Below are 26,844 nucleotides of genomic sequence, written 5' to 3'. Positions count from 1 at the left end.
AAGGCTTTCCCAAAAGCCAATTCGTTAGTATTCCGCCGTAATCGAGATATAGATTAAACAAATAAAAAAGAACCATCGAATCCAATTTACTTGTGGATTCGATGGTTCTCATCCAGATGCTCTGAACACTTTTGGGACAGCCGCTGTGATGACTATAACTTCTGATTGGAAAGACAATTATGCTGAAAGCAAGAAATAGGAGGGAGCTGCACCATGCAGCCCCTTCCTATTAATAAAATAATTTCCGATGCAGCAGATCTACTGCACGCTCGATCTCATCTAGCTCTTCCGGTGATGCCTCCTTGATGCGTTCTTGGAACCGGGCTTCAATGGAAGCGAAAGCGTCGTCCATCATCGCTTGCCCGGCTGGTGACAGCCGAATGAATTGCTTGCGCCGATCTTCTTCTACATCGAACTTTTCACAAAGGTTTTTCTCACTTAATTTCTTAAGCTCACGACTGGTATTTGGCATGGACATATGCTGGCATTCACTGATTTGGCTGAGGGTAACAGGCTGGCTAACGGCCAAATATTCTAGAATTTTATATTGAATGGGCGTAATCGCATCTGACTTCACATCTCGGGAGAACGCATACGTAACTTCATGAACAGAAGCTGTAAAGGCTACTAGCTTGTGAAAAAACTCTGTCTTGTCCAAAACAATCACCTCTTATTGATAAGATAACAAAGTCATTATCATAAAACAATTATCATTTGACAACAAAAAATGAGTTGTGTTATTGTTTAGTTATCAAATGATAAGTAAAGAGGTGGCGTTATGAACACATTAGTTATTTACACGCATCCCAATCATAAAAGCTTAAGCTATTCTTTTCTTGAAAAAGTCATTGAAGGCAGCAGAGAGAACCCTAATCGGCGAGAGATAGAAGTGCTGGATTTGTATCAAGAGGGGTTTGATCCCGTTCTAGTCTTTAATAAAGACAAGCGAAGAAGGGATATGCATGCCGATCCTAAGCTAGAGAAATACCGCAAGCAGATTATGTGGGCCGATCAGATTGTATTCGTCTATCCGATCTGGTGGGGAAGGCCTCCTGCTATGCTTTTGGGATACATTGATCAAATGTTTGCTTCGGATTTCGCTTACAAGGATAAGGGAGGGCTGCTGCCAGAGGGGCTGTTGAAAGGAAAGTCTGTCGTATGCATCTCCAGTATGAAGGGGCCGACGGGATATCCATTGCTATTCTTGAATAATGCTCATAAAGTGCTGATGAAACGAGCTTTATTCAGCTATGTTGGCATTAAGAAAGTGAAATTTTTTGAATTTGGCAATATGGAGAGTCCAAAGGGCAAGCATGCACAGAAGCTGGATAAGGTCTATCGGTTTTTCAGCAGAGGCTGATATTTGGTTGCAGGGCAGCGTTAGTCTATAATGGTAGTTAAGGATGGTCATCATCTGATCATACATATCAACCTATAGAAAAGAGAGTGGAACCATGCAATTAACGAAGAAAAAGGCTATTATAACCGGAGCAGGCAAAGGGATAGGTCGTGCGATTGCAACGGCTCTAGCTCAAGAGGGCGTTGATCTTGGATTAATTTCTAGAACACTTGGCGATTTGGAGTCCTTGGCACAATCCTTGCAAGCGGAATATAGCGTCCGTGTATTCGTTGCAGTTGCCGATATTACAGCGGATGATGAGGTTGAGACGGCAGTATCCCAGCTGACAGAACAATTAGGCTCCATTGATATATTGATTAATAATGCAGGCGTTGCAGAATTCGGAACCCTGCTGGACATGGAAGCAGAAAAGTGGAGACAGATTGTTGATATTAACCTGATGGGCACCTACAATATGCTGCGTGCCGTATTGCCATCCATGGTGGCGCAGAACAGCGGAGATATTATCAATGTAGCCTCTACCGCTGGAGAGCGGGGCTTCGCTACAGGCTCAGCATACTGTGCCTCCAAATTTGCAGTGCTGGGCTTGACGGAATCTGTATTGCAAGAGGTACGGAAAAACAATATTCGTGTGACAGCCCTTACTCCTAGCACGGTTAATACGCCACTAGCCGTTAATGCTGGTCTCAAAATTGGCGATGAGGACCGCATGATGCAGCCTGAGGATGTAGCAGAGCTTGCCTTGGCAGCACTGAAGCTTCCGCCGCGTGTCTTCATGAAGACAGCAGGAATTTGGACAACTAACCCACAATAATTAATATGCGAGTCGTGCGGATCGGATAAGGTGAACTTATCCGGTCTTTTTTTATAGGCATAGTTGAACAAATATTCATCGAAAATCTTAATATGCTCATCATAGATTGGAACCTTCCGCATACACTTGATTATGTGTAGGACAACACAAATACATAGTGGGAAGGGATGGTTTTATTGATGAACCAAACAAACAATCTTAGACGGATCGGCTTCAGCTTTCTTATCTTTATACTTTTGCTCACCCTGCCCATTGCTGCTTTTGCAGACAGTGCGCCGAGGGTAACAACAGAGGCAGATCTGGTCATTAAGTTCGATTGCTCCTCCACAGACACGAAGCAGGTCTGGAAGATTAAGAACCCTACAGCAGCGCCCTATAGCAGCAGTTGGCCTAATGGCGGATATTGGATTGCCCGCAGTACGGAGAATGGCGGAGCGGGATGGATTAAAGAACACTGGCTCCCGAATATTGCTGCTGGCGAGGAAATTACGGTAGAATTCGAAATAACCAAATGGGGAGAATTCTCTGGCAAGAACATTCCTGCAAGACTAGATATAGCGGATAAAAACTATACAACCATTCAATATAAGCTTGCGGTTTGCGAGGTAGAAAAGAAGATTGATATACAATTGGATCGAACAGAAGGAAGCAAAGCCTACTTCAATGTCACGAATACGACTGATCAAGCGTATGAGGGCCAATGGTATGCCTTTGTGAACACGAATTATGCGAATGATGGACGCATCGTTATTCCGAATGACGGGCAGACCTATCAACTGGTTGTGAGCTATTGGGATTTGAAGAATAAGCCTCTTACGAAGCTTGTTCTCTCGGCACCAGATTCGGGCTGGCTAGGGGTGGAGAAGCCATATATCGCAGTCTGGACACCTTAGGTTAATACGGAGCATTAGCATAGGTTAGTAAGGTGAGCTGGGAAAAGAACCGCTGAGTGTATCAGCGGTTCTTTTCCATGTTATTATGCCTTTTTAAATAAGCGATCGGCTACAGCAGGGGCAATTCGAATTAACCATTGAAGCAGCCTTACCTTTCCAATAGGGATTTCCTCTTTGTTTTTTGCAAAAGCAGGCATGAATTCATCCACGAGCTCGTCAGGAGACATTTTATTTGTCCCCCTTCCCTGTGTCATATTCGTATCTATTATGGCTGGCAGTACTTCGAATACTCGGATGGAGGTGCTCGCCAGTTGGTTGCGAAGAGCTTTGCTGAACAGATGCAGGCCAGCTTTGGTGGCGCAATAGACGGCTGCAGATGTTTTGGGTATTAACCCAAGACCGGATGAAATGTTGATAATAGCTGCTTCCTTCTTCGTTGCTAACAGTGGAATTAGCTTGTAGCATAGTTCAATCGGGGCAGTTAGATTAATCGTAATTTCCTCTGTAATCGGAGGCTGGCATTCTGTAAGAAAGGAGTAATTGTACTGCACGCCTGCATTGTTGACAACAATACTTAAATCAGTATATTTCGTATTCAAGGTGTGGACCAACTGCTCGCGCTGGTTGTGGTCACTTAGATCACAGGCAATTGTCTCAATGACTGGGTGCGCGAGCTTCAAGCGTGTCAGCTTGTGTTGATCGCGTCCTACGACGATCACTCGATTATCCATCTGGAGGAATCTCTGGGCTAAGGCTAGCCCAATTCCCGCTGATCCCCCTGTTATTAGAATGGTATGTCCTGTAATCTCCATCATTTATTCGCTCCCTTCTCTATAACTACTATAAGGCTAGAGAGAAGGTATGGCATTAACCTAGGTTAATGCCATACGGCGGCGAATTCTACTCAGGGCAACAGGCGTGATGCCGAGATAGGATGCGATATGGTATTGCGAAATATGCTCATGCAGCTCAGGATATTCTTGGACGAATAAACGATACCGTTGTTCGGCTGAGAAGAGAAGCAGTTCTCGTTCACGGTTCTCCTTTTTAATGAAGAGCAGTTCTGCCAGCCTTCTTTGAAGCCGCTCCCAGCACACATGCCTTTTGTCCAAAGCGATAAATTGTTCATAAGGCATTATCCATAGCTCACTATCCTCTAATGCCTGAATATGCAGGAGAGATTCACTACTGAGCAATAGCGAACGGAATGAAGCAACGAATTCTCCACTTCCGCAGAAGCTTTTATTAATTTCAGTGCCGTCCTCAGAAGTATAATAGAATCGAAATAAGCCAGCTGAGCAAAAAGCGATAGATTGTGCGTGTTCCCCTGCTCGAATAAAATATTGATTTTTCCGAAGGTGGTGCTTATGCAGGTTTGATAAAAACCAGCGACATTCTACATCTGGAATATCACCAAGCTTTTTTAACAATACGACACAGCGGTGCAAAGCTTCTTCCATAGTAGGGACGCCTCCAAAAATAGAGTGACTAAAATGAATAATTTAGTAGATGTAGATATAATTATACGAAATTTAGTATAGCTATAGTACTAAATCTATTAGAAAATCGTGAAAAGACTGAAAATTTTGCATATTAAAAAGAAAGCGCTTGCATTATTAAATGTGCCATGCTATATTCTTTTCAGAAAACGCTTTCAAATATCATTAGCTATTCAGAAACCGCTTTCTCATTTTAGTAAATAGAATCAGAAACGTTTTTTTTAACCGTTTCAGAAACCGGTTTCTGAAGAAGGAAAGAAGGTGAGTCGAAGCGAATGAAACCGACGATTCTACACGTGGCAGAACGGGCTAATGTATCCAAAGCAACCGTGTCTCGTGTACTTAACCACAACCCTCAGGTGAAGGAGGAGATCAAGGAACGAGTTCTTCGAGTGATTGAGGAATTGGGGTATCGCCCTAGTGCCATAGCCAGAAATTTGGCTACGAGCCGAACGAACATGATCGGCCTGATCCTTCCCGACATTACGAACCCTTACTTCCCGGTGTTGGCGCGTGGCATTGAAGATGCCGCTCATCGACTCGGATATACGCTGTTTATTAGTAACACGGATAATGATCCGGCTCTAGAGCGAGAATATATTCATAAAATGGTGGAGCAGCAGGTAGCCGGAATTGTATTGATTTCCTCGATCCTGGATGAAGAGACCGTTAATGATTTGAATAACCATCAGACGCCTATCGTACTTTGTGACCGTCTAATCGCCAATGCACCATTCGATGCCGTACTGATTGATGATTACAAAGCTGCACATGAAGTAATCAGCTTTTTTATTGGACAGGGTCACACTCGTATTGCTCATTTGGCGGGGCCTGTAAATATCCAATCCGCAGACAACCGCAAGAATGGTTATCTCGACGCTATGACAGCTGCTGGCCTTGACCCATTCATCAGTGTAGGGAGCTTCAGCTACGAGTCGGGGGAACTACAAATGGGAGCGGTGCTTGATGAGTACCAACCAACCGCTTTATTCGCAGCGAATGATCTCGTAGCCCTTGGAGCAATGAAAGAGATCCATCGCAGAGGGCTGCGCGTGCCGGAGGATGTGGCGATTATCGGCTGCGATGACATTCCATTCAGTAGAATGTCGCGGCCGATGCTTAGTACGATTTCGATTCCTGTCTATCAGATTGGCATCACTGCAGTACAACTGCTGGATGATCAGATGAAGGGGGTGAGCTCCGGGTCTACAAACAGGATTATGGAGCACAAGCTTATACACAGAGAAACATGTGGTGGGGTGGCAGAACAATGAATGCTGAGATTGTAGTAGTGGGCAGTCTAAATATGGATATGGTAGTAAGTCTGGATCATCGCCCTGATCGAGGAGAAACCGTGCTTGGCCGGGATTTCTTCATGAATGCAGGAGGCAAAGGAGCCAATCAAGCGGTAGCCGCCAGCAAGCTCGGAGCAAAAGTTGCAATGATCGGCAAATTGGGTTCGGATCTATTCGCCAATCAGCTCCTAGCTAATCTGGAGCAAGCCGGTGTAGATTGCAGCTCAATTGAGAAGATCACCGAGGATACAACTGGCGTAGCGTTCATAACGCTGGACCCCGAAGGCGACAACAGTATCGTAGTAGCGCCGGGAGCTAATCTTCATCTTACCCCGGAGGATGTTCGCCGGAGGGAAGAACTGATTAAGCAGGCGAAGCTGCTGATGGTTCAGCTGGAGGTGCCGCTGGAAACCGTGAAGGAAGCTATTGTGATTGCTAAGCGCCATAAGGTACCGGTTCTTCTCGACCCGGCGCCTGCACAGGAGTTATCGGTAGAACTGCTGAGCATGGTCGATTACATCGTTCCGAATGAGACGGAAATTGCACAGTTAACAGGCATTCAGGTCTCCGATCAGGAGACAGCCAAGCTGGCAGCAGCCGATCTGCTGGGCAAAGGCGTATCGACTGTATATGCCAAGCTTGGGGAAAAGGGAATTATTGTCCGCCATGCAGACCAGATCGCTTTCGTGGAACCTTATAAGGTCAAGGCTGTCGATTCAACAGCCGCTGGCGATGCTTTTGCGGGTGCAATCGGGGCTTCTATCGTGAACGGAGAAGATATATGGGCGGCTGCCCAATTCGCCTCGGCGATCGGCGCACTCACGGTAACCCGCAAGGGGGCGCAAGCATCAATGCCAAGCCTGGAGGAAGCTCAGCAATTTATTAAGAGGGAAGCACACAACTAGAATTCATAAAAGGGGAGACTTCCACCATGATAAACAAGAAGGTTAGCGTACTAGGGATACTGTTTCTATCCATTGCTTTGATTCTAAGCGCATGTGGCAACAAGCCGAATAACGGAGCTTCACCATCTGAGTCACCAGGTGCATCGAATGGATCTGGAGCGAATAATGGAGAGCAAATCAGTGCCCTATACTTCTTGAACAGCACACTTGGCGATAAAAGCTTCTTCGATTCCGCTCAAGCGGGCATGCAAAGAGCCGTTAAAGAGCTTGGCATCAAATCCAAAACGGTAGAAGGCGGAACCAACCAAGCGGATTGGGCGGCAAGTCTTGAGTCTCTTGTATCTAGCGGCAACTACAATGTAGTTGTAGTAGGCACGAGCCAAATGGCTGATATTACGAAGGATTTGGCGGCACGCTACCCCGATGTGAAATTTATTTTCTTCGATGACACAATCAAGGATGTGCCGAATATTTATTCGATGCTGTATTCGCAAAGTGAAGGCTCTTTCCTTGCAGGTGCATTCGGAGCGTTGGTTACAACGAGCACAGAGCTGAAAGGCGCGAATCCGGAGAAGGTTATCGGCTTTGTAGGCGGCATGGATATTCCGATTATTAATGACTTCAAATCAGGCTACGAGCAAGGCGCCCATTATGTAGATAAAGATGTGAAGGTTGTTGCTTCCTATGTTGGAGATTTCGCTAATGCTCCCAAGGGCAAGGAATTAACGCTGGCACAGATCAACTCGCAGAAAGCAGACATCGTCTTCAACGTAGCATCCGCTGCCGGTCTGGGTACATTAGAAGGCGCGAATGAAAAAGGCGCATACTCCATCGGTGTTGATGCGAACCAGAATCCGCTGTATCCGGGAAGTGTATTGACTTCCATGCTCAAAAATGTGGATGAGTCGATCTTCCGTGCTTTCGAACTGATGCAAAAGAATGAACTGAAGTTTGGCACGAGCGAAGTGCTGGGCATTAAAGAAGGCGCAATTGGCCTATCGAAGGACGAGCTGTATGATCAGCATGTGCCGCAGGCGATTAAGGATAAAATGAAAGAGATCGAAGACAAGCTTTCCAAGGGTGAAATTACCGTGAAGTCGTCTCTGTAAGTGACCGGAATAGGGGTGCGGCGAAGTCAAGTCACGCCCCTATTTATGGAGTAGGGCCCCGAATTCGTATGGAATTATTTTGTGGCTGGGGGGAATAGCGATGCCAGTATTACTTGAGATGAAGGACATTCACAAAGTGTATCCGAATGGAACCGCCGCGAACCGGGGCGTTGATCTTACTGTTCATGAAGGAGAAATTCACGCCTTGGTAGGCGAGAATGGCGCCGGCAAATCGACCCTGATGAAAATATTGTTCGGATTGGAAGCGCCGACGAGCGGAACGATCGAATACAAGGGGCAAGCGGTTACCTTTGACGGACCAAGAGATGCGATTAAGCAGGGCATGGGCATGGTGCACCAGCATTTCATGCTTGCTCCTTCCTTGACGGTATCGGAGAACATCGTGCTTGGCGATGAGCCGAAAAAAGGCGTATTGTCGATGTTCCGCGACCGCACCAAAGAATTCAAGGAAGTAGAGCATTTGATCTCCACCTATGGCCTGAAGGTGAATACACACGCCAAAGTAGAGACTATTCCTGTGGGGCAAAAGCAGCGGGTGGAAATTCTGAAGGTATTGTACCGCGGTGCGAAGCTGATCATTCTGGATGAGCCCACAGCTGTACTGACGCCGCAAGAAACCGATGAGCTGTTCGATTCCATTAAGGCACTGGTGAGCCAAGGCCACACCATTATTTTCATTACGCATAAGCTGCGTGAGGTTATGCAGATCTCTAATCGCATTACGGTACTGCGGGCAGGCAAATCCATCGCTACCCTGCTAACGAAGGAGACGAACCAAGAAGAAATATCCCGTCTTATGGTAGGTCGTGATGTCCTGTTCCGGGTCGAGAAAGCAGTGTCTGAGCCGGGTGACGTCGTATTATCTGTACGCAATCTCAGTGCAATGGATGACAAAGGGGCTCTTGCTCTGAATGGAGTCTCCTTCGATATTCGCGGAGGCGAAGTGCTTGGAATTGCCGGAGTAGAGGGCAATGGACAGACCGAGCTGGTGGAGGCCATTACGGGCCTGCGCAAAGCGAGCTCAGGGGAAGTTCGGTATAAAGACAAGGACTTGCTTGGGACAAGCGTCGCAGAAATCCGCCGATTGAAGGTCGGACATATACCGGAGGATCGACAAACCTCTGGAGCCAGCCTAACCTCGAGCATTGCAGAAAATCTGATTTTGGACCATTATCGGAATCCGGAATTTAAGCGGGGACCATTCATTAATAAGAAAAAAGTAAAAGAATTCGCCAAAACGATGATGCAAATATTCGATGTCCGCGCCCAGAACGAGGATACGATGGCTGGCGCGCTGTCGGGCGGCAATCTCCAGAAAGTGATTATAGCGCGGGAGCTGTCTAAAAATCCGCGGCTGCTGCTCGCCTCCCAGCCAACTCGCGGAGTTGATATCGGAGCGATTGAATTTATTCATCGCGAGATCGTGAAGCGCAGAGATGGTGGCGCAGCTGTCATGGTGGTGTCCGCTGAGCTATCAGAGGTCATGGCGCTGAGCGACCGGATCATCGTGCTCTATGATGGAGAGATCGTAGCGGTCTTGGAGAACACACCGGAGCTGACGGAGCAAGAGATTGGCTACTACATGCTGGGCATCAAGAAGCAGGAACAGGAGGCGGTGCGATGAAATCGTCAAAGGCTTTATTTCTGGAAATAGGGGGAATATTAGCGGCAGTGGTGACAGCGCTCGTCTTCGGCTTCATCGTCATTCTTCTTACGAGCAGCCAACCGCTCACTGCAATCAGCGCCTTGCTGCTTGATCCGTTATCCAGCGCGTTCAATATCGGCACGATATTGAACAAGGCCGTTCCGCTTATTCTTACAGGTCTGGCGCTCTCTGTCGTATTCCAATCCGGCGTATTCAGCATGGGTGCAGAGGGCCAGCTGTACATTGGCGCCTTCGTCGGCGCACTGGCTGGCGTATACCTACCGGACCTCAGTCCGTGGATTCATTTGCCGCTTGTCATTGTCTGTGCGCTTGCAGGCGGAGCCTTATTCGGAGCGATACCGGGCATACTCAAGGCTTACTTGAATGCCAACGAGATTGTCACGACACTCATGCTTAATTTCGTAGCGATTCTAACAACCTCCTACTTCGTCAATAATCAATTCAAATCAGCGAATGGCGGCGGCTACGCCAAGATGGAGAATATCAATAAAGATATTCTTCTGGCCAAGCTTTTTCCTGGCATGAATGCCCACGCAGGTATTCTCATCGCGCTTGCAGCCGTTGTGATCGTATACCTGTTATTGTACAAAACTTCTATCGGCTATGAATTGCGGCTTGTAGGCAAGAACGGTCAATTTGCTCGCTACGGCGGGATTGCAACGCGTAAAGTCATTGTGTTTAGTGTTATGATCAGCGGCGCACTGGCGGGACTTGCCGGGATTGTGGAGGTTCTTGGTATTCACTCCACGTTCAAAGAGAATTTCTCAGCAGGTCTTGGCTTCGATGGTATCATCATCGCTCTGCTAGCCCGTAATCATCCGATTGGCGTGTTGGTTGCCGCTCTATTCTATGCGTATATTCAGGTAGGAGCGCAGACGATGCAGTTCGGCAGTGACATGCCGCGTGAAGTTGCTGTTATTATCCAAGTTATGCTCGTACTTCTGGTATCGGCGCAAGCCATCTTCACTTATATCAAACAAAGATCTGCCAAAACCGGGCAAAAGGCGGTGAAGTAATATGGTGTGGCAAACGATTTGGGGCCAGATTGTAGACCTGTCGCTGATCGCCGTACTTCTTCGCCTCATGACGCCAATTCTGCTGGCTGCATTGGGCGGTCTGATCTCGGATATCGGTGGCGTTATTAATATCGGGCTTGAGGGATTAATGCTGCTGTCGGCATTCACATCCATTGCTGTCGGTTCGGGGACTGGAAGCTGGTTCGTCGGTGTGATGGCAGGTGTCGCAGTTTCTGTACTTGTCAGCTATGCCATGGGCTTCTTCTCTCTCAAGATGAAGGTGGATATTATTATTACCGGCTTCGCAGTTAACATTTTTGGCTCAGGCTTCACCATATTTCTAATGAGCAAGCTCTATGGCATGACGGGGAACTATTCTCCAGCAGGTGCGCCACGCATCCCGGTCGTGAGAATTCCATTCATCGAGGATATCCCGGTGCTGGGCAAGCTGCTCAGCGGACACAGCCTGATGGTGTGGGTAGCATTATTGTCCGTAGCATTCTGCATATTCTTGATCTATCGCACCCCTTATGGCGTACATCTTCGTTCGGTGGGCGAGGCGCCGTATGCGGCGCAATCCCTCGGTATTCCAGTTAAACGGATTCAGTATTCCGCGCTGGCGTGGAGCGGTGCGTTCGCAGGGCTGGCAGGCGCATTCCTGTCCAACGGCCTGACCAATATGTTCGTTAAGGATATGACGGCTGGTACTGGCTTCCTTGCCTTGGCGGTTGTACTGCTCGGCAATAGAAATCCGATTGGAATTATGCTGGGGGCGCTTATATTCGGCTTGGCAAGTGCATTGGCGACGATTGTTCAGACCGTTCCTAATTCACCGGTCCCAAGCCAATTCATTCAAATGATCCCGTACGTGGTAACGATTGTTGCCCTTGTGTTCTTCGCGCTTCGGAATAAGCGAAGACTTGCAGCCTTGCCTAAATAAAAGGAGATGAGACTAGGATGAGCATGACGGACAGAAGAAAAATAATCATTGATTGTGACCCGGGACATGATGACGCGATTGCCATATTGCTGGCTGGAGCAAACGAGAAAATAGACCTGATCGGGATTACAACCGTTGCAGGGAATGCTGAAGTAGAGAAAACGACGATTAATGCGTTGAAGGTATGCGAGATTGCGGGCTTGAACGACGTGCCTGTCGCCAAAGGAGCCCCGCAGCCGCTCGTGAGGAAGCGGGAAACCGCTGCTGATATTCACGGCGACAGCGGTATGGACGGTCCCACGCTGCCTTCCCCGACTAAGACCATCACGAGTGAGCATGCGGTTGATTTCATTATTCGGGAATTGCTGAATTCAGATGGAGACATTACGCTCGTGCCTGTTGCTCCTTTAACGAATATCGCTATGGCTATGCGCAAGGAGCCGGCGATTGTACCGAAAATTCGTGAGATTGTTGTTATGGGCGGAGGTACGATCGGGAACTGGACGCCAGCGGCAGAATTTAATATTTTCGTCGATGCAGAAGCAGCTAAGGTCGTATTCGAAAGCGGTGTGCCGATCACGATGTTCGGGCTCGACCTGACGCATAAAGCGCTGGCGACACCAGAGATTCAAGAAAAGATTAAGGCAATCGGCAGCCCGGTATCGAATTTTGTGGAAGAGCTCCTGCAATTTTTCATGAAGACGTACAAGGAAGTATTCGGCTTCGACGGCGCACCGATTCATGATGCTTGCTGTGTCGCGTATTGTATTGATCCTTCTGTCTTCACCTGTCGCAAGCTGCGTGTGGACATCGAGACGCATGGTGAATTTACGTATGGCATGACTGTTGTAGATATGCTCGCTGTAACTGGCAAAGAACCTAATGTAAATGTGGCACTTGATCTGGATTTGGATAAATTCTGGGATCTAATGATTACGACGCTAGCCAACTACCCGAAGAAGTAACTAACATAGCTGAGGTGAGCGAATGATGAAACCGATTATATTGGATGTAGATACTGGCATTGATGATACGCTGGCTATTGCTTATGCAGCCCACTCCCCGGAGCTAGAGCTGTTAGGCTTGACGACGCAGTTCGGGAATGTATCGATGGAAGAAGCAACCCGCAATACGCTGTATGTGCTTGAGATGCTTGGACACGAGAATGTTCCAGTCTATGCTGGTGCAGGCACGCCATTGCTTCGTGATAAGGTGCTGGGCGATGCCAAGCATGTTCATGGCGAGGATGGATTAGGCGGTGCATTGAAGGCGTCTCATCCTAAAGGGCAAGCAAGTGCAATGACTGCTGCTGAGTTCATGGTTGAGCAGGTTCGGCGCATGCCGGGTGAGGTCACTATTATCGCTGTTGGTCCGCTTACGAATCTGGCGATGGCTGTACAGCTTGACCCTGACTTCGTGAAGCTGGTGGGTCAAGTCGTGATTATGGGCGGAGCTGTCAAGGCACCGGGGAACGTGACCCCGTATGCGGAGGCGAATACCCATAGTGATCCAGAAGCGGCAGCTGTTGTATTCCATTCGGGACTACCGATTACGTTAGTTGGGCTGGATGTCACAATGAAGACGCTGCTGCCTCGCACAAGATTGCAGGAATGGCGCAACAAGAATACAGATCTGTCCCAATTTTTAGCTGATGCTGCTGATTTCTATATGAATGCTTACGAGACTTGGAATCCGGGAATTGGCGGCTGCGCATTGCATGATCCATTAGCGGTAGGGGTGGTTATTGATCCGTCCTTCTGCAAGGTAGAAGCGATGCATGTAGAGGTGGATACGGAAGACGGCGCACCTACGCTCGGAAGGACCTATGCTGTCGAGCAAGCGGACAGCCCTCATGATGCACCGAATATCCAAGTTTGTATGGAAGTAGATGCAGAGCGGTTTCTAGAGCACTTCATGAGTCGGGTTGTGTAGGCAGGACTTGAACGGGCTGTACAATGACGGGGGAGGAATCACACTATGAAAGCATGGGAAAAAGCGTACCAATTACTGCAAGAGGCGAATCCGGTTGTTCTGGATGAGGAAGAACAGACTTGGCTGGCGATGAATGAAGTAGAGAAGTTTTTCGATATGACCTTGAAGCTGTTCTGGCATAGCAATGTGCCAGGCTCTGGCGCACCGGAAATGCTGGCAGTAGCGGCAGTGCAATCTATGCATAATATGGGTTATTCCACTGATCATTTGCTTCCTCTATTGGAGAAGGGCGAGAAGGCCTATGTGAACGAGGATATGGCAGAGCTCCAGCGGATTACTGCGAGGTTGATGCTTGAGCTCAATCAGCTGCCGAAGGATGAGCAGTCGAATTACTGGAGCTATACGAATTATACGACTTGGGAAGCGTATGAGCAGAAGGCCAAATTCCCATCGTATGGCTCATATGATGTGAACACGGAAGATTATTCTTCGCGCATCTATGCCGGCTGGCTCGCACAGATCGTGGGCGGTGCGTTAGGCACTGCGATTGAGGGTTATACCGCTAAGAAGCTCAAAGAGAAGTTCGGCGATATCCGCCATTACGTACGCAAACCGAATACGTATAATGATGATATTACGTTTGAGATTGCTTTTTTGAGCGCGTTTGATAAAACAGGCTACGAGGTATCGTCAGCTGCGATTGCCGAAGAATGGGTTGGCCTCGTTCCGAGCGGCTGGTCCGCAGAAGAAATTGCCTTGAAGAACATTCGCAGCGGCGTCTATCCGCCAGACAGCGGGTATCTTAATAATCCGTTCCGGGAGTGGATCGGCGCACAGATGCGCGGTGCGATCTGCGGCATGGTTGCTCCAGGCGATCCGAAGGAAGCGGCTAGACTAGCATGGAAGGATGGCATCGTATCTCATGCGGGCAACGGCGTCCTTGGAGAAATATTCAATGCCGTATTCGTATCGCTTGCTTTCGTCGAGCAGGACATTCGGAAGATCGTTGAATTATCGGTTGCTGCGATTCCGGCAGATAGTGAGTACTATGAATTTGTATCCACTGCGCTAAGCTGGTGCCGCGAGCATGAGGATTGGCAGCAGACTTGGGCGCTATGTGAGGATAAATTCAAAGAGTACAACTGGATTCATGCCTATCCGAATGCGATGGCGGAAGTGGTGGCGCTATGGTATGGCAACGGAGACTTTGATGCAACGATGAACATCATTGCAATGGCTGGGCAAGATGTCGATTGCAATGCCGCGCAGATTGTATCCGCTCTGGGCATTATGAATGGTAAGTCCTCCATTGACACCAAATGGACGAATCCGATTGGCGACGAGCTGGATACTTATTTGAGAGGCATGAAAAAAATGAAGATCAGCGGGCTGTCCGATTGGACAGTTGCAGCGGTTCGGAAGCATAGCGTATAAGAAGCGCACATGAATAGAGGGGCAGCTTGGACAGGCCGCCCCCCGTATGAACAGGTCAGCCAACCTTGTTGGCTGGCCTATTCGTGTTTAAGAAATGGAAGAGAAAATGTACATGACAATAAATTTTCATTATTTTTAGCTGGATAATGTGATGCTCCTTTTATTTTGATTATGTTGTTGATTAATATATCAAAATTATATAAATTTTGATATTATTGTCGAGGATATATTTTACATAAAAGGGATGGTAGAGAATGATTAACAGAATGACAGCAATGACTTATCGGCTGATCATGCTAGTAGTACTGTGCGGTATGGCCTTGCCTACTTCTATGGCTATAGCAGCGGAAGCAGAAGGCCAGAAAAAAGAAATAAATTGGATTGAAGGCCGTGGACAGACCGTCACATTGGGCAATGGCCTCGCGGAATTGACGCTTAATGAGAATGTTATTTTTCTAACTGGAGCGGATGCGAGAATTTTTAAAGAGGAGGAGGGAGAGACCGTGACAGGGAATGAGATCGGCTTTCTCTTTCCTTATAATGAGAATGAGCAATGGGGTGTTTACTTCGAATATGAAGAGACAGGTTATATTGCAGAGAGTGAGAAGGACAAGATTGATGCCAAGCGGCTATTAAGAGATTATAAGAAGGGTACTGAGGAGGCTAATAAAGAGGTTGCGCCAGAAAACCATGTGTTCGTCGATGGATGGGATGTAGAGCCGTTCTATGATGAGAAGCTGCATGCTCTGAGCTGGGCCTTGCTGGGGCATACTGCTGCGAATGAGAAGCTGGTTAACTATACCGTTAACATACTGACAAGACAAGGCGTTATCTCGCTAATTCTCGTAACTGATCCGGAGAATCTGGCAGCAGATCGCATAAAGATGGAGGAGCAGGTACTATCCTCTTTCAGGGCGAAGGAGGGCAACCGGTATGAGGATTACAACCCAAGCATAGACAAGAAAGCGGAGTACGGCTTATCCGGCTTGGTTCTTGGCGGAGCTGGGCTGCTACTGGCGAAGAAGGTTGGACTGCTCGGCATCATACTGGTATTCATCAAGAAGTTCGGCATTATTGTGATTATTGCTATTGGAGCAGTCTGGGGCTGGTTAAGCCGACTCATCAAGAAGAAAAGAGATCACGGCGGGTATATGTAATATTTGAAGGTAATAAGACATCGTCACATGAGGAGGCGCAGAGGGTGAACATTGTAATAGCACCAGATTCATTCAAAGGGAGCCTGTCTGCACTCGAAGCAGGGCTGGCAATTGAGAAAGGGATTAAACGGATTGATGCCAAGAGCAATACGAAAGTGATTCCGATGGCAGATGGCGGCGAAGGAACGATGGACTGCCTGATTAATGCTGCGAAGGGAAGATTCGTTAGCACAGCTGTCCAAGATCCACTTGGTCGAACGATTGATTCGGGATTCGGTTTACTGGGTGATAATAAGACATGTGTTATCGAAATGGCTATGGCATCCGGTTTGTATCTCCTTGAAGATCATGAGCGTGATCCATGGAAGACAACGACCTATGGGGTAGGGCAGCTTATCAAGGCAGCGCTCGATGAGGGCTGCCGTAATTTCATTCTGGCAGTAGGCGGTAGTGCAACGAATGATGGGGGAGCCGGGATGCTGCAGGCTCTAGGCATAGAGCTGCTCAATGCACAAGGACAACAGATCGGATATGGCGGGGGTGCTCTCGACCAGATCCGCACCATTAGCATGAACGGATTAGATCCCCGTGTTGCGGAGAGCTATTTTACCGTTGCATGTGATGTCGACAACCCATTCGTCGGACCGAATGGAGCATCGTTAGTATTCGGGCCTCAGAAGGGTGCATCACCTGAAATGGTGGAGCTGCTAGACCATAACCTGCATCATTTCGCGAATATGATTGAGCAGTTGCAGGGGAGAACCATTCATCATCTTCCGGGTGCAGGAGCGGCGGGGGGATTATCGGGCTCTATTCTGGCGTTTCTGAATGGGCAACTGGAATCAGGTGTTGCGATCGTTGCTCGGAATACACACTTGGAAGAGGCGATCGCGAATGCTGATCTTGTGATCACGGGCGAGGGCCAGGTGGATTCCCAGACAGTTCATGGTAAAACCCCTTATGGAGTAGCTCGTATAGCTCTGGGCTATGGTGTCCCAGTCCTTGTCTTGACGGGTTCTATAGGACAAGGGATTGACAGCTTATATGAGCACGGGGTATCAGCGGTTGTAAGCATTGTTAACCGCCCGATGACACTGGAAGAAGCGATGCAGCAGACTGAACTGCTGCTGGAAGAAGCAGCAGAGCAAATGATGCGTATTGCTCTACTTAGCGCCGAACGGAGAGACTAGCCAATCAATTAGTTGAGTGAGAGGAAGAAGGACAGGTTGCCTAGGCAATCTGTCCTTCTTCCTCTCATTTATTAAATTTGGCGGTATGCTTATTTGGCTTTATCTAGACCGGTTGTACGGAGCCAAGCCTTAATATCTGCATTAAGCTTCGTAACATCCGGCAAGGGCACTTCTTCGTCATTCAACTGATAGCGCTGCTTCAATGCTAGAATACGCAGAACACTTTGATCTATACGCTCCACCGATAGTGATCCTTCTTCTACACTCTTCAATAGAGTGCTTCGCACAAGCCGAGCATTCTCATAACCATGAGATACCATGACAAGGTCGGTTCCGGCTAGAACGGTATCGAGCGCAGACTCAGCCAGATCGAAGTTTTTCATAATGGCTCCCATAGTCAGATCATCGGTCATGACAACACCGTCATAGCCCAAGGTTCCGCGCAGCTGATCACCGATGATGATAGAGGACAAGGAAGCGGGCTTGTCCGCATCAATATGGGGAAAGAGAATATGGGCGACCATGATGGCATCCGTATCTTGCTCGATGGCTGCTTGAAAAGGAATCCATTCTAATTGGGCCAGCTCTTCCTTGGTCTTGTATACCACAGGCAGGTCCAGATGCGAGTCGACTGACGTATCGCCATGTCCCGGAAAATGCTTGACGACAGGAATGATCCCTGTATCCCGTATCCCCTGCATCTCTGCAATACCCATTCGGGTGACGAGATCAGCTGTGGAGCCAAAGGCCCGATCACCGATAACGGGATTGTCTGGATTGCTGTTCACATCCAATACAGGTGCGTAGTTCATGTTGAATCCAGTTAATTTGAGCTCTTGCGCAAGCAGCTTGCCCATCGCGGCGGCCCAAGCGGGCTCATTCGTTGCTCCTACTGCCTGACTCGTAGGGAGTGGGGTGAACTCTGATGGCATTCGGCTCACCTTCCCGCCCTCTTGATCCACACTAATTATCAGAGGTATGGGATTATTGGCATTGGAATGCTTGAGTCCATTTACTAGCGTTACCATCCCTTTCAGGTCAGCGATATTTTTTTTGTACAAAATAATTCCGCCGAGCTTATCCTCCGCAATCAATTGCTGGATATCGGAGTCAAGCTCTTTGCTCTCCACTCCCGCGATGATCATCTGACCGATTTTATCTTCAAGGCTCATTCCGCTAAGTTGTTTGAGTAAGGGGTCCTCTTCAGTTGGTTCCGTTGGCTTGCTAGTCGTATCGCTGCTGCTGGAAGGCTCCATCTGTACTGCGGAATTATCGGTGGAATTATTCACCGAATGATTCGTTGAATTGGCTTGCGAGCAGCTTTGAAGGAGAAGCAGGCAAGCGCACAGAATGGTTAAGATATGAATAGCCCCGAGCTTGTGCAAACCTCTCTTAGTCTTCGCTCTTTTTATTTGTTGTCGTATGATTACGCTCACCTCGAATAAATAGCATACTTTTAGGATAACCTTAATTTGGCTGCTATATCCAGAACATTCTTTTGTAACTTTATGAGTAATAGGACTCAGATTCGCACAATAAGTTGCACGGTTAAGAAGTGGAAACTATTTTCACAAAAAAATACTTTGGCAATAAATATTTTTATGTTAAAATAGTTTCGAAGGCTGTTACAAGTCATCAAGCCTAATGGAAGCAACTCATGATTGGGCCGGACGAATAACACTTCATCGCTGGTACCATTAACTTTGGATAATATGTATATTATCCAACGACTAAGGAGACATTTTGGAGCAAACCGATATTTTCAAGCTGATCCGCACAGTGGAATTATTCACGAATGAAATGATTATTCGCTGGATGAATTCTTTTCAACACAACATAGGAATATCTCCTATTCTAGTCCTGTCTGAATTGAAGATACATGGCGTGCAAAAACCAACGGTATTGGCCAAGAATCTTGGGTACTCGCCAGGTGCAATGACGAATATCGCCAATCGGCTAATCAAGCAAGGCTATGCAGAACGTCAGTTTAGCGACAATGATCGTCGGAATGTATTTTTGTCGATCACGGATGCCGGTGTAGATATACTCATGGAGGCACAGAGAAAAGGGAGAGAGCTCCGAATGGAACTGTTCCAAGTGCTAGATGAGGAAGAAGTACAGCAGTTTCTGAAGATATACGGGAAGCTACTAAAGAGCTTCGATGGACCAGAAGTCTAGATTGTAATTACACTCAATTCAACCGCAGAGGAGATATCATCATGGGAAGAGTACAAGGTAAGGTTGCTTTAGTAACTGGAGGGGCTTCCGGCATCGGTTTGTCCGCAGCTACTTTGCTTGCCAAAGAAGGCGCTAAAGTTGTTATTGGAGACTTCAATGTGGAGGCTGCCAAAGCAGCGGCACAAAACATCATTAGCCAAGGCGGAGAAGCAGTAGGCCTGTTCTTGGATGCATCCAAAGAAGATTCTATTAAAGAGGCAGTCGAATTCACAGTTAACCACTACGGTACAATTACAGTTCTATTCAACAACGTAGGTATGACTAATCTGAAAAAAGACCTTGACGTTGTTAATATGGATCTGGATGAGTGGGATCACCTTATGAATGTAAACCTCAAGAGCGTATTGCTGGGCAGCCGATTTGCCATTCCCCATATGATTAAAGCAGGCGGCGGTTCCATCATTAATACGGCTTCTATGGCGGGCTTCACAGGCGATGCTGTACGCTCTGCATATGGCGCTTCCAAAGCAGCTGTTGTGAACTTGACTAAGTACATTGCTGCACAGTACGGCAAAGACAAAATTCGCTGCAACGGCGTTGCTCCTGGTCTGATTCTAACTCCAGCAGCTGCTAACAATATTCCGCCAGCACTATTGGATATCTTCGCTAAGTTTAATGCATTGCCTTACCATGGTGAAGCGGATGATATTGGCAATACCGTTCTATTCTTGGCTTCTGATGAATCCAAATTTATTACAGGACAAACGATTCAAGTTGAAGGCGGACATTATATTGCTAACCCTACTGTCCCAGACTTTAATGCGTATGTTGCTCAATTGCAAGCACAATCCAAATAAGCTTTATTGTACAAGCCTGGGACTAGCTCCCGGGCTTTTTTGTTGTTGCTTCTCTGACTGCTGATGTAGAAAGTGGGCGCATTAAAGGCATTCGACATCTTCGAGGGGCACCATCCTCCATCCAATATTTTTTATAAAAAAATAGCAGGCATTGCCTCCGCACAATGGAATGGTGGAATCAATGCCTGCTTCTGTTATAAATCTACCAGGTTTTATGTGGTTGGCAGAGGCTGTTCGGTGTGTGGGGCTGCTCCTGTTCCCGGCTCAATCGTAGTCTCTGTCCCAGATTCAATCTCGGGGTTGTTCCCCGGTGCTGTCTCTGGATTCGTGCCTGCTTCGGTACCGGGTTCAGTCTCTGTCTCAACCTCGGGCTCCGGTACTTCTGGTTCTTCTTCCACGACTATAGTGACTTGATTGGATTTGACCCATAGTGCTCGGCTAGAGGTATGAACCATGTACCAGTCCTTCCAAGATAGCAGTACAGTTAGCTGCTGTCCTTTCAAATTAACGGAGGCTGCTTTTCCGTTAAGCGGTGATGTATAGAGAATGGTCTTTTCTCCAATCATCACTTTTTGATCCTTCGGAGCGGCAGTTACGTTCTGCAATACGTTTAGATTGTTAATCCATACTCTTCCTTTGGAAGCTTGAATTTCAAGCCAATCTCCCTTAGTTCGCAGAAGCTTGTACGAGCCCTCTTTTACGGTGCCAAGTGTTTTGCCTTCGATGCTAGGCCATTGGCGAACGGTTTCTTCGGATAGCAAGTAGACATTACCGGATGCGGACTGTGCTTCTTGCCGATCTAGCCATAGCTGGTATCCTTCGTTAGCGAGCATCCAGCCAGTATTGCGATGCTGACTCCAAATTCTGTTCCATTGGGATAATGGAACATGAGTCTCTCCCGCATAAAGTCCGATCTCCGGCGTCATTGCTGGACGTCCGAATTCTGTAATGAACCAGTCGGTGAAGCCGCCCCCGGATGGATTAGAGCTGGGAGGGGACAGGGAGTAGCCTGTCATTGCCGCAAACTTGGATGCGAGAGCTCTGTCCCGTTTAGTGTTCTCCGCCTTTGTTTTGTAGTGCCAATAAATAATTTCACCTGAAGAATGATAGGACATGGCTAGCTCGGGCTTGATATCGCGCGTCAGCTTGACCATCGCGGCTGCTTCTTTGGCTTGTAGAGGCTTGGTTCCTTTGTAATTCATATAGTTATTGGCGGGGGCGGTATTTCTAATCGTTGCCCAGCCAGCGGGGTATTGCCGGTTCAAGTCAATGCCTTTCGCATTTGCTTTCCATCTTTTGAAATTTGTGCTGCCCTTGTTCATTTTCTTTAATGCAGCGTGGTCTGATGCCGGGAATGCGGAGAGTCCCTTTTGTTGAAGGGTTACACCGTCAGGATTAACCATAGGCACAATTACGAAGGTGACACGGTCAAGCAAATCCTTTACAGCAATCTGATTATAAGTTGCCTTGCTCGTATAAGAAGAAGCATAATGCTCGACCATCGACATCAGCAGTGTTGTAGTTATCCACTCCCGAGCATGGTGAGAGCCGTTTAATAGAATAATAGCGGGTCCTTTGCCGAAGTCCATTCTCCATAGCTTGCGGCCATATTCGCTCTCACCAATGGAGGATAGCTTGATTAGATCAGGGTAGCGATCAGCGAGCTTATTCAGATCACGCGTCATCTGTTCATAACTGTAGATTTGATTGGGATTGATAATAGATGCGGCGTGCGCGGGTACTGCTGGTCCAAGCAATGAAACAATGAAGACGACCGCGAGCATGAAGGGTACTGCTAGCTTAAGACGTTTTTGCAAGCTCATTTTTCCAAATTCCTCCTAGATGTAAATACTAGGTCATTTTATTCGACAAAGAATCTAAATTTTCCTTGTTTTTCCTCAAAATTAATAAGTACTAAGTCATAGGTCTAATGATAGAGAAGATACGAAGAGGCTGTCCCAAAAGCATGGAGTTAGCTAGAGAGACGGCTCACCTTCAACGAAAACATAAAAAAATAGGGCTGCCCCAAAAGTTAGGAAGATGATTTTTGGGGGCAGCTTCTTTCCTTCGCAGGTATTTTTTAAAGGCAGAAGGGCTTAAAGCTCCTAAAGCTCCTAAAGCTCCTAAAGCTCCTAAAGCTCCTAAAGCTCTAGGAGCTTTATCCCCTACGCTTACAGATGGCGCATAGGAAGAGCTTACTCTATTTTAGGAAGCGTTTTTCGTTAAAACAGGCTTGATTTTGGGGCATATTGAAGATAACGTCAGCTATATTCAGTAGTCGGAAACCCATCTGCTCCACTAGTGAACATAACTTCACTGTTGGCCCTTTTTACCTGTCTGAGCATTAAGATAGAGCAATTGTATTCACTAATTTCTACATGACATTCCTTTTGTAGTTTAGGAGCCTGCCTTTTGGGACAGCCCTTTCTTTTTTAGGGCGGCGATTGGAACAGCTTAAGGAACCGGACGCCACCTGTCATCAAGAAGGATTAAATCGATGCAGATGTTCGGACAAATTAAGAACAACCGACGATGTCAGGCGTTTTCTGCTTCGAGGATTGCCGAAAGTGAGCTTTGAGGCCCGTTGGCTTTCGCTCACCTGCATTACTCAAGAAGACAGCAATAGACCACACAGCAGAAATGGCGATACAGGAATAACCTCCCTAGCATCGCCATTCCGTAAATTTTCACCAAATTTCTAGTAAGCAAGCTTTCTCTTCAAGTGAGCAGATATCTTCTGGGACAGCCCCTTTTTGCCCAAATATTTAAAGACTAATTGAGATAGCTCTCAATTAGTCTTTAAAGTTCTCTACGACCAGCTTGCCAATCATATTATTGGCGAGGAGCCGCTCATGCGCCTCACGTATATTGGCTGCGTCAATCGGCTCCAGTCGCTGGGAGAGCGTCGTTTTTATTTTGCCTGCGTCGACAAGATCGGCTACAGTCTCAAGCAGCTGATGCTGCTGAATCATATCCTCAGTCTGGAATTGGGGCCTGACGAACATCAATTCATACATGAAGGCTGCGCTTTTATGAAACAGCAAGTTGATATTCAAAGGAGCATGGGTAGGGACGATCGAGCAGATCTTTCCTTGAGGAGCAATGGCTGCGGCAATATTATCCCAATGCCCGGCTGTATTGTTGCAGCTGAAAATATAATGGACAGACGAAAAACCGATATCCTGAAGCTGGCTAAGAAAATCCTCATTGTGGTTAATGACAAACTCAGCTCCGTGATCTAGAGCCCACTGCGTGGATTCTGGCCTTGATGCAGTCCCAATGACCGTTAAGCCTGCCAGACGAGCGAGCTGCGTAGCAATGGAACCAACACCGCCTGCGGCACCGATGATCAGAATGGTTTTATTGTGGTTATCACGTACATTATGGCTAATTCCGAGACGATCATATAGCGTTTCCCAAGCGGTGATGGAGGTCAGAGGCAGAGCAGCTGCTTCCGCGAAGCTCAGGCTGTTAGGCTTCCGCCCAACGATACGCTCATCGACCAAATGGAAGGCGCTGTTGCAGCCTGGCCGACTCCATGAACCTGCATAATACACTTCATCTCCCGGCTTGAACAATTGGCAGTTAGGGCCTACCTCCGCAACTACACCGGCCGCGTCCCATCCTAATATACCGGCTGTTTGCCCGTCACGGGGATTATGCCGCATATTCTCATCGACAGGGTTAATAGAAACAGCCTTGATCTCTACTAGTAAATCTTGCCCCATAGGCACGGGCTTGGCGATCTCAAGATCCAGCAAGCTCTGGGGATCAGCTAAAGGCAAATTATGATAAAAGCCAACTGCTCTCATGGTTTGTGAATTGCTCATTATTCCCATCCTTTCAATATCGTGTTTATTACGATAAAATTATATAGGATATAGGGTTGTGAAATAAGTACGCATATTTTTATGGCATAGTACTAAATTTAATACCTTTGGAGGGACAAAGGGATATGGGTGATCGAAGAAAAAAGAATAAAGTGGCGCCGAGTACAGAAGGATGCCCTGTTGAGATAACGCTGGGGGTCATCGGAGGCAAGTGGAAGGGAATCATTCTCTATCATCTGATTGCCGGTACAAGGAGATTTAGCGAGTTTCGTCGTTTATATCCGGGCATCACCGCATTCATGCTGACCTTACAGCTCCGTGAGCTTGAGCGGGATGGCATCATTCATCGTGAAGTGTATAAAGAGGTTCCCCCTAAGGTAGAGTATTCGCTAACCGAGTTCGGAAGAACACTTGAACCGATCATTTTAGCTATGAAAGTCTGGGGAGAAGGCTACCAGAGCAAGCTGGATGAGGCCAGAACGAAGAGTAGCGAGGAGATCGGCTCGTAGCAGCCTATGATTCTTGTTTAATAATAATGAAAGAAGGCCCCCTGCTGCTAAACTGTACCCTATCGAGAAGACACTTTAAAAAAGTCTCTCAGTAGGGTACTTTTGTTTATATCAGAAAAGATGGGAATGGAAAAATGAAGTGAGTAAGAAAATATTCACAGATAAAGAAATCAATCTGTTGTCTAACAATCCTTATGTGAAGTCTGTATCTTCAAAGGCAATTACGTATACGGATGCGTTTAAGCAATTGTTTATCTCAGAGAATAACAAAGGCAAACTGCCGAGAGAAATATTTGAGGAATGTGGTTTTGACGTAGCCGTTATTGGGATCCAAAGAGTCAGATCTTCGGGGAAAAGATGGCGTGCGGGGTTCCATGAGAACGGTGTTTTAGGCTTGCAGGATACGAGAAGCCGAGGATCAGGAAGACCTCTCATGAGAGAACTGACGTTGGAAGAGAAGTATGCCAGGCTGGAGGCTCAGAACAACTTGTTAAAAGCGGAGAACGAATTGTTAAAAAAGATTCGTTTTGCGGGAAGGGGGCAGAGCAAGAAATAAGGCTGTCACCACACCAAAAATATATTCTAATCCATAGCATTATCAAGAAATATCAACTCCATCGTATGGTCAACTATTTATGTGGGATAGTTGAGGTTTCCAGGAGCGGTTATTACAGGTACTGGTCTTCCGAGGCAAAGCAAAAGCGAAGCCAACGTGATCAGCAAGATGAACAGGTAAAAGAGGTCATCTTAAAAGCGTATCATTTCAAAAAACGCAAGAAAGGTGCCCGTTCTATTAAGATGACGCTAGAGGGGCAGTTTAAGGTTGTCTACAATCTGAAACGCATCAGGAGGATTATGAAGAAGTACGGCATTGTGTGCCCTTTCAGAAAGGCCAATCCCTATAAAAGGATGATGAAGGCCACCCAAGAGCACAGGGTCGTTCCCAACCTGCTAAACCGGGAGTTTAAGCAGAACATTCCTGGTAAGGTATTACTGACGGACATCACCTATTTATTATACGGTTCAGGCAAGAAAGCCTACCTATCAACCATTAAAGACAGTTCGACTAATGAGATCGTAGCCTATCATGTATCAGACCGAATCACGATGGATCTTGTAACAGCCACCCTCGTTAAGCTTAAGAAAAACAGAAGGTTTAAGAAAGCAGAGGGGGCCTTAATTCATTCTGACCAGGGATCCCATTATACACATCCAGATTTTCAAAAAATGGTGAGGAAGATGAATTTAAAACAGTCAATGTCCAGGCGGGGAAACTGTTGGGACAACGCACCTCAGGAATCATTTTTCGGTCATTTTAAAGATCAGGCCTCCATTAAACCCTGTTTGACTTTGAACGAGTTAAAACGGGAGATTAAGGACTACATGACTTATTACAATCACTACAGATACCAATGGAATTTAAAAAAGATGACCCCTGTTCAATACAGAGATCATCTTCTTCAATCTGCCTAGACTTTTTAAAAATGTCCTTTACAAGGGGTACAGTTTATGCAGGAGAGGCCTTTTTTTCATTAGCATGACGAACATAGCCAGCTCTATCCAGTCAGAGCGTATCGTTCATCTTTTTACCGTGATAAAACAGCTCTTCTTCTGAGGATGCATTTTCCTTAGCGGATAGGGAGGCAGGGACAATCTTGAACACAGCCGTCTTGCTGCCGAGCGAGGATCTATATTTATCAACGTGGCTGTGCGATAGCGGCTGGCTGTAAAACCCGGGAACATATTTGTCCAATAAGGCCTGCATCGCTTCTGTTGACTCATCGAGATCCGATAGAAACGTAACGCTTCCAGTGATGACCACACTCATATATGCGGTATCTGTATGGGCGGGAATGGGAGAGGTTAGAGTGCCGTATTCTTCTCCAATGGTGAAGCAAGCTTGTGAATTGTTCTGCATATAAGTGTTTTTGCGTCCCTCTGAGGAGCCATGGAAGTAAATCGCTCCGTCGCGCCATACGAAATTCACGGGAATGACATAGGGCTGATCTTGGAGAGATAGACCAAGGAAGCCTGTCTTGGCCTGGCTTAGAAAATAATTGATTCTGTTTTGATCTGTACAGGCTCTTTTTTCCAATCGGATAGAAAACATAGAATTGTCCATTCCCCTTTCTACTGCCCGCGCTCAAATGTGTTAAAATCAGTATAGAGGGCTATTGTCCATGTAAAAAGGGACAGAATTCTTCAATTATACAGGGTCAGTTGGCGCATTGGAGCGAGG

Annotated in this window: 25 protein-coding genes; 18 read left to right on the top strand and 7 right to left on the bottom strand. The window is 47.0% G+C overall.

Annotated elements, in window-relative coordinates; translation table 11 throughout:
- Positions 1-229: 229 nt before the first annotated feature.
- The gene (locus AC50YO_RS15595; RefSeq protein ID WP_494848395.1) at positions 230-658 is read right to left on the bottom strand and encodes a MarR family winged helix-turn-helix transcriptional regulator; all 429 of its coding nucleotides are present in this window, start codon (positions 656-658) and stop codon (positions 230-232) included.
- Between the two features lie 120 nt (positions 659-778).
- On the opposite strand from AC50YO_RS15595, the gene AC50YO_RS15590 reads away from it, so the two are divergent.
- From AC50YO_RS15590 to AC50YO_RS15580, 3 genes are all read left to right on the top strand, one after another.
- Positions 779-1,360, top strand: coding sequence for an NAD(P)H-dependent oxidoreductase (locus AC50YO_RS15590; RefSeq protein WP_494848393.1), 582 nt, complete (start codon positions 779-781; stop codon positions 1,358-1,360).
- Between the two features lie 94 nt (positions 1,361-1,454).
- Positions 1,455-2,174, top strand: coding sequence for a 3-ketoacyl-ACP reductase (locus tag AC50YO_RS15585; RefSeq protein ID WP_494848391.1), 720 nt, complete (start codon positions 1,455-1,457; stop codon positions 2,172-2,174).
- Positions 2,175-2,353: 179 nt separating this feature from the next.
- Positions 2,354-3,067, top strand: a complete 714-nt coding sequence (locus AC50YO_RS15580; RefSeq protein WP_494848389.1) for a hypothetical protein — start codon at positions 2,354-2,356, stop codon at positions 3,065-3,067.
- Between the two features lie 83 nt (positions 3,068-3,150).
- On the opposite strand, the gene AC50YO_RS15575 is transcribed toward AC50YO_RS15580, so the two are convergent.
- Both AC50YO_RS15575 and AC50YO_RS15570 read right to left on the bottom strand, forming a co-directional pair.
- A complete protein-coding gene (locus AC50YO_RS15575) occupies positions 3,151-3,882 on the bottom strand; it encodes an SDR family oxidoreductase (RefSeq protein ID WP_494848387.1) in 732 nt (243 codons plus the stop codon).
- A gap of 57 nt (positions 3,883-3,939) precedes the next feature.
- The gene (locus AC50YO_RS15570) at positions 3,940-4,527 is read right to left on the bottom strand and encodes a Crp/Fnr family transcriptional regulator (RefSeq protein WP_494848385.1); all 588 of its coding nucleotides are present in this window, start codon (positions 4,525-4,527) and stop codon (positions 3,940-3,942) included.
- Positions 4,528-4,841: 314 nt separating this feature from the next.
- Here AC50YO_RS15570 and AC50YO_RS15565 point away from each other — a divergent pair, with 314 nt between their 5' ends.
- The 11 genes from AC50YO_RS15565 to AC50YO_RS15515 all read left to right on the top strand — a co-directional run bounded on the left by AC50YO_RS15565 (position 4,842) and on the right by AC50YO_RS15515 (position 17,231).
- On the top strand, positions 4,842-5,840 hold the full coding sequence (locus AC50YO_RS15565) for a LacI family DNA-binding transcriptional regulator (RefSeq protein WP_494848383.1): 999 nt from the start codon (positions 4,842-4,844) through the stop codon (positions 5,838-5,840).
- Positions 5,837-6,766: a ribokinase gene (gene rbsK, locus AC50YO_RS15560; RefSeq protein ID WP_494848381.1), complete on the top strand. Its 930-nt coding sequence runs from the start codon at positions 5,837-5,839 to the stop codon at positions 6,764-6,766. The genes AC50YO_RS15565 and rbsK overlap by 4 nt, the downstream gene beginning before the upstream one ends.
- 26 nt (positions 6,767-6,792) lie before the next feature.
- Entirely contained in the window at positions 6,793-7,875 is a 1,083-nt protein-coding gene (locus AC50YO_RS15555) for a BMP family lipoprotein (protein ID WP_494848380.1), read from the top strand.
- Positions 7,876-7,975: 100 nt separating this feature from the next.
- Positions 7,976-9,520 (top strand): ABC transporter ATP-binding protein, encoded by a 1,545-nt coding sequence (locus AC50YO_RS15550; protein WP_494848378.1) that lies wholly within the window; start codon positions 7,976-7,978, stop codon positions 9,518-9,520.
- A complete protein-coding gene (locus tag AC50YO_RS15545; protein WP_494848377.1) occupies positions 9,517-10,578 on the top strand; it encodes an ABC transporter permease in 1,062 nt (353 codons plus the stop codon). Before AC50YO_RS15550 ends, AC50YO_RS15545 begins: the two co-directional genes overlap by 4 nt.
- Position 10,579: 1 nt before the next feature.
- Positions 10,580-11,518 carry an ABC transporter permease gene (locus tag AC50YO_RS15540; RefSeq protein ID WP_494848375.1) on the top strand — a complete coding sequence of 313 codons (939 nt, stop codon included), beginning with the start codon at positions 10,580-10,582 and terminating at the stop codon, positions 11,516-11,518.
- Positions 11,519-11,541: 23 nt separating this feature from the next.
- Complete coding sequence (locus AC50YO_RS15535) at positions 11,542-12,483, top strand: nucleoside hydrolase (RefSeq protein WP_494848714.1); 942 nt, start codon at positions 11,542-11,544, stop codon at positions 12,481-12,483.
- 25 nt (positions 12,484-12,508) lie between these two features.
- Positions 12,509-13,450, top strand: coding sequence for a nucleoside hydrolase (locus AC50YO_RS15530; protein WP_494848374.1), 942 nt, complete (start codon positions 12,509-12,511; stop codon positions 13,448-13,450).
- A gap of 45 nt (positions 13,451-13,495) precedes the next feature.
- Positions 13,496-14,884: an ADP-ribosylglycohydrolase family protein gene (locus AC50YO_RS15525; protein ID WP_494848373.1), complete on the top strand. Its 1,389-nt coding sequence runs from the start codon at positions 13,496-13,498 to the stop codon at positions 14,882-14,884.
- Positions 14,885-15,138: 254 nt separating this feature from the next.
- Complete coding sequence (locus tag AC50YO_RS15520) at positions 15,139-16,041, top strand: DUF2167 domain-containing protein (protein ID WP_494848371.1); 903 nt, start codon at positions 15,139-15,141, stop codon at positions 16,039-16,041.
- Between the two features lie 44 nt (positions 16,042-16,085).
- Positions 16,086-17,231 carry a glycerate kinase gene (locus tag AC50YO_RS15515; RefSeq protein WP_494848369.1) on the top strand — a complete coding sequence of 382 codons (1,146 nt, stop codon included), beginning with the start codon at positions 16,086-16,088 and terminating at the stop codon, positions 17,229-17,231.
- Between the two features lie 89 nt (positions 17,232-17,320).
- Here AC50YO_RS15515 and nagZ read toward each other — a convergent pair whose 3' ends face one another.
- On the bottom strand, positions 17,321-18,520 hold the full coding sequence (gene nagZ, locus AC50YO_RS15510) for a beta-N-acetylhexosaminidase (protein ID WP_494848367.1): 1,200 nt from the start codon (positions 18,518-18,520) through the stop codon (positions 17,321-17,323).
- A gap of 454 nt (positions 18,521-18,974) precedes the next feature.
- Between nagZ and AC50YO_RS15505 the strand changes: the two genes are divergently transcribed.
- The gene (locus tag AC50YO_RS15505; RefSeq protein WP_494848365.1) at positions 18,975-19,409 is read left to right on the top strand and encodes a MarR family winged helix-turn-helix transcriptional regulator; all 435 of its coding nucleotides are present in this window, start codon (positions 18,975-18,977) and stop codon (positions 19,407-19,409) included.
- 41 nt (positions 19,410-19,450) lie between these two features.
- Positions 19,451-20,266 (top strand): SDR family NAD(P)-dependent oxidoreductase, encoded by an 816-nt coding sequence (locus tag AC50YO_RS15500; RefSeq protein WP_494848363.1) that lies wholly within the window; start codon positions 19,451-19,453, stop codon positions 20,264-20,266.
- 212 nt (positions 20,267-20,478) lie between these two features.
- Here AC50YO_RS15500 and AC50YO_RS15495 read toward each other — a convergent pair whose 3' ends face one another.
- Both AC50YO_RS15495 and AC50YO_RS15490 read right to left on the bottom strand, forming a co-directional pair.
- On the bottom strand, positions 20,479-22,089 hold the full coding sequence (locus AC50YO_RS15495; RefSeq protein WP_494848361.1) for a M14 family zinc carboxypeptidase: 1,611 nt from the start codon (positions 22,087-22,089) through the stop codon (positions 20,479-20,481).
- A gap of 969 nt (positions 22,090-23,058) precedes the next feature.
- Positions 23,059-24,096 carry a zinc-binding alcohol dehydrogenase family protein gene (locus AC50YO_RS15490; RefSeq protein WP_494848359.1) on the bottom strand — a complete coding sequence of 346 codons (1,038 nt, stop codon included), beginning with the start codon at positions 24,094-24,096 and terminating at the stop codon, positions 23,059-23,061.
- Between the two features lie 125 nt (positions 24,097-24,221).
- On the opposite strand from AC50YO_RS15490, the gene AC50YO_RS15485 reads away from it, so the two are divergent.
- Both AC50YO_RS15485 and AC50YO_RS15480 read left to right on the top strand, forming a co-directional pair.
- On the top strand, positions 24,222-24,605 hold the full coding sequence (locus tag AC50YO_RS15485; protein ID WP_494848357.1) for a winged helix-turn-helix transcriptional regulator: 384 nt from the start codon (positions 24,222-24,224) through the stop codon (positions 24,603-24,605).
- 139 nt (positions 24,606-24,744) lie between these two features.
- Positions 24,745-26,078, top strand: a protein-coding gene (locus AC50YO_RS15480) for an IS3 family transposase (protein WP_494848355.1) whose coding sequence is annotated in 2 segments (ribosomal slippage) — positions 24,745-25,132 and positions 25,132-26,078 — 1,335 coding nt in all. Because the reading frame shifts where the segments join, the coding sequence is not laid out codon by codon here.
- A gap of 91 nt (positions 26,079-26,169) precedes the next feature.
- On the opposite strand, the gene AC50YO_RS15475 is transcribed toward AC50YO_RS15480, so the two are convergent.
- Positions 26,170-26,715 (bottom strand): pyridoxamine 5'-phosphate oxidase family protein, encoded by a 546-nt coding sequence (locus tag AC50YO_RS15475; protein WP_494848712.1) that lies wholly within the window; start codon positions 26,713-26,715, stop codon positions 26,170-26,172.
- Between the last annotated feature and the right edge of the window lie 129 nt (positions 26,716-26,844).

The organism is Paenibacillus sp. J22P59, from assembly GCF_059383895.1.
This window is presented reverse-complemented; position numbering and strand designations above follow the sequence as displayed.

What these genes read in the sequence shown, in the direction of transcription:
- AC50YO_RS15525 (WP_494848373.1), top strand. Translation starts at nt 13,496, where the DNA reads ATGAAAGCATGGGAAAAAGCGTACCAATTACTGCAAGAGGCGAATCCG.
- AC50YO_RS15570 (WP_494848385.1), bottom strand. Translation starts at nt 4,527, where the DNA reads ATGGAAGAAGCTTTGCACCGCTGTGTCGTATTGTTAAAAAAGCTTGGT.
- AC50YO_RS15550 (WP_494848378.1), top strand. Translation starts at nt 7,976, where the DNA reads ATGCCAGTATTACTTGAGATGAAGGACATTCACAAAGTGTATCCGAAT.
- AC50YO_RS15590 (WP_494848393.1), top strand. Translation starts at nt 779, where the DNA reads ATGAACACATTAGTTATTTACACGCATCCCAATCATAAAAGCTTAAGC.
- AC50YO_RS15585 (WP_494848391.1), top strand. Translation starts at nt 1,455, where the DNA reads ATGCAATTAACGAAGAAAAAGGCTATTATAACCGGAGCAGGCAAAGGG.
- AC50YO_RS15490 (WP_494848359.1), bottom strand. Translation starts at nt 24,096, where the DNA reads ATGAGCAATTCACAAACCATGAGAGCAGTTGGCTTTTATCATAATTTG.
- AC50YO_RS15495 (WP_494848361.1), bottom strand. Translation starts at nt 22,089, where the DNA reads ATGAGCTTGCAAAAACGTCTTAAGCTAGCAGTACCCTTCATGCTCGCG.
- AC50YO_RS15475 (WP_494848712.1), bottom strand. Translation starts at nt 26,715, where the DNA reads ATGTTTTCTATCCGATTGGAAAAAAGAGCCTGTACAGATCAAAACAGA.
- rbsK (WP_494848381.1), top strand. Translation starts at nt 5,837, where the DNA reads ATGAATGCTGAGATTGTAGTAGTGGGCAGTCTAAATATGGATATGGTA.
- AC50YO_RS15580 (WP_494848389.1), top strand. Translation starts at nt 2,354, where the DNA reads ATGAACCAAACAAACAATCTTAGACGGATCGGCTTCAGCTTTCTTATC.
- AC50YO_RS15485 (WP_494848357.1), top strand. Translation starts at nt 24,222, where the DNA reads ATGGGTGATCGAAGAAAAAAGAATAAAGTGGCGCCGAGTACAGAAGGA.
- AC50YO_RS15545 (WP_494848377.1), top strand. Translation starts at nt 9,517, where the DNA reads ATGAAATCGTCAAAGGCTTTATTTCTGGAAATAGGGGGAATATTAGCG.
- AC50YO_RS15555 (WP_494848380.1), top strand. Translation starts at nt 6,793, where the DNA reads ATGATAAACAAGAAGGTTAGCGTACTAGGGATACTGTTTCTATCCATT.
- AC50YO_RS15575 (WP_494848387.1), bottom strand. Translation starts at nt 3,882, where the DNA reads ATGATGGAGATTACAGGACATACCATTCTAATAACAGGGGGATCAGCG.
- AC50YO_RS15520 (WP_494848371.1), top strand. Translation starts at nt 15,139, where the DNA reads ATGATTAACAGAATGACAGCAATGACTTATCGGCTGATCATGCTAGTA.
- AC50YO_RS15500 (WP_494848363.1), top strand. Translation starts at nt 19,451, where the DNA reads ATGGGAAGAGTACAAGGTAAGGTTGCTTTAGTAACTGGAGGGGCTTCC.
- AC50YO_RS15535 (WP_494848714.1), top strand. Translation starts at nt 11,542, where the DNA reads ATGACGGACAGAAGAAAAATAATCATTGATTGTGACCCGGGACATGAT.
- AC50YO_RS15565 (WP_494848383.1), top strand. Translation starts at nt 4,842, where the DNA reads ATGAAACCGACGATTCTACACGTGGCAGAACGGGCTAATGTATCCAAA.
- AC50YO_RS15530 (WP_494848374.1), top strand. Translation starts at nt 12,509, where the DNA reads ATGAAACCGATTATATTGGATGTAGATACTGGCATTGATGATACGCTG.
- AC50YO_RS15540 (WP_494848375.1), top strand. Translation starts at nt 10,580, where the DNA reads ATGGTGTGGCAAACGATTTGGGGCCAGATTGTAGACCTGTCGCTGATC.